This is a genomic window from Pedobacter sp. (genome assembly GCF_045628745.1).
In the GTDB taxonomy this organism is placed as follows: Bacteria; Bacteroidota; Bacteroidia; order Sphingobacteriales; family Sphingobacteriaceae; genus Pedobacter.
Genome location: NZ_JAZQPU010000402.1, coordinates 1 through 2,125 on the forward strand (window position 1 = coordinate 1; position 2,125 = coordinate 2,125).

General features: G+C 38.3%; 3 protein-coding genes. All 3 read right to left on the minus strand.

From position 1 onward, the window contains the following. A partial coding sequence (locus ACR2F7_RS14695; RefSeq protein WP_432714300.1) for a hypothetical protein occupies positions 1-516 on the minus strand: 516 nt, incomplete at its 3' end. Between the two features lie 93 nt (positions 517-609). Beyond that, positions 610-1,146 (minus strand): pyridoxamine 5'-phosphate oxidase family protein, encoded by a 537-nt coding sequence (locus ACR2F7_RS14700; protein WP_432714301.1) that lies wholly within the window; start codon positions 1,144-1,146, stop codon positions 610-612. A 411-nt stretch (positions 1,147-1,557) separates the two neighbouring features. Beyond that, positions 1,558-2,125: PRC-barrel domain-containing protein (locus tag ACR2F7_RS14705; protein ID WP_432714302.1), on the minus strand; the 568-nt coding region annotated here is incomplete at its 5' end.

The window sequence follows — 2,125 nt, forward strand, 5'->3', positions numbered from 1 at the left end:
CAAACCTAAAACAATTTCACAAAAGCCCAACCATTTTACATCAGAAAAAGTAAACTGGCTACCGGCAACAAGTGCTAATCCATAAAATATCAAACAGGCAGAAGCAATCACACCAAAGTAGCCTCTAAAAATGAAGATGGAAATTAATAAACCGCCTGTAACCAATGGCACAGCCATGTTGACTAAAAGTCGCTTGCTCACCGGGTTCCAAAAGTTTTCATGCTTCTTAAGTGCCTGGCGGTGAGAAAGGAAGATGCAGGTGGCAATGGATAAAATTAACACAGCTAAAGCAATGATAACCAGATTCCAGATTACCTGAGGATCATTGACATAGAAATCTCTTGTATGTAATCCACTATTTTTTGCGTAAATTAATTTATAACCTACATAAGCACCAATTAAGGCATATATTCCTGCTAGTACACCAGAGAGGCCACTTAGCGAAATAAATTTTGTAGACCGTTCCATCAAATTTCTAATGGAACTTAATTCGGCATAAATATCTTGATCTTTCATGAAAGAACTTTGAAATCCAAAGTACACTATTAAAAATCAATTATGCAAGAAAAACCACATTTAAATAAAAGGTAGAGAGAGGGACCTTTTTGGTTAAGGTATTATATTTCCTTCAATGGAATCATCTAAAGTTTCGCCTTTAATTGCCCCGTATAATCTTTTCACCATAGCCACAGCCATACCATGTTTGGTGTCCCAATAATAACCTTGTGTAGGAGCCATTTTGATTACTGTAATTCTAGGGTCGTCTTTTCCTTCAGTGAACCAGGTTTTTAATATAGGGTCCCAAAGTTCATCAATTTTCTGTTTGTCGGTATTTACAGTGGCCGTACCATAAATGGTTAGAAAATCACTGTAGGCAGAGCCTTGAAAAAGCAGCTGTACGGCTTTATCAGTTTCAAGGTCTTTATTTTTTTGACTATCAGCGGCACTTAAGAACCAGAAATTTCCATCGTCATCAATATGTTGTGCAGACATAGGGCGAGTAGCAAAGGGCTCACCAGAAGTTATTTTGGTGCAGAAAAAACACGAACCTGCCTTTTTAGCAATTTCTTTAATCTTGTCGAGCGCTTCCTCACCAATTACGGTTTTGAAATTCTCTTCTTTCTGGTTTTTATTGATGGAATCCATAAGTGAAACTCAATGAACTTGAATAACAATGCAGCTCAATTAATGTTTACCTCAAATGGGCTTTCTAGCTATACATTTATACAGCCCATGAGCGGATTAAAACTTTCCTTTAACAACTCGACATGCCCGGCATAGCGTGGCTAAAGCGCACTGAATAGCTGGCGGCAGCATGCCTGACATATCCAAAGCGCTGGTAAGCAGCGTTGCTTTTTTTAAAATATCCCTTCTGTTTTCCATAAGCTGAATGCGCTATAAGTTACGCTTTTCTATTTGACCAAACAAAGTGATCAGTAGCATCGGTTTATACCTGGGCTTATAGCTGGATCAATACCAAACTTAAAACTTTTAAAATGCAAAAAAGCCCGTAATCGTTTCAGACAATTACGGGCTTTAAAAAAAATTAATAATAAATTAGATCAGGTCAGTTCTACCTGGATCTGGTTCTGGTGGAATAGATGAATTTCCCTGACGCGTTTCGATTCTCACGCTTCTTCCAGCTACTTCGCCAGTTTGAGTTCTATCACGACGGTAGAAATTTTCGTCGTTAAATTGTGGGTGTGTATAAAACTCTTGATGCTGATAAATAGTAACTACACCATCAGCTGCTGTAGGTGAACCGGCAAGAACATTGCGAATAAAAATTTCATTCTCCGGTGTAAGTTGTCCTTTTTCATAAGCAGGCAAAGCCGATAATTGGGTAAGGGTAACGTTTGGAAGAATAACTTCATCATCACTTTCGTGAAGTTTAGCTACACCAATTGGTACAAGAACTTTTTTGTTATCCTGACCTCCAGCTGCTTTAGCCGATAATTCTACAACCAGGTAACGTACACTTCTAGATTCCGGATCAAAAAGTAATTCTTTTACCTCGCCTAAATCAGCATCAAGCTCGGTACGTACTTCCCAGCCTGTAATATTTGGTTCTCCATCAACGATTTTAAAATCGCTGTGACTTAATTCCTGGAGATGATTGTTGTAT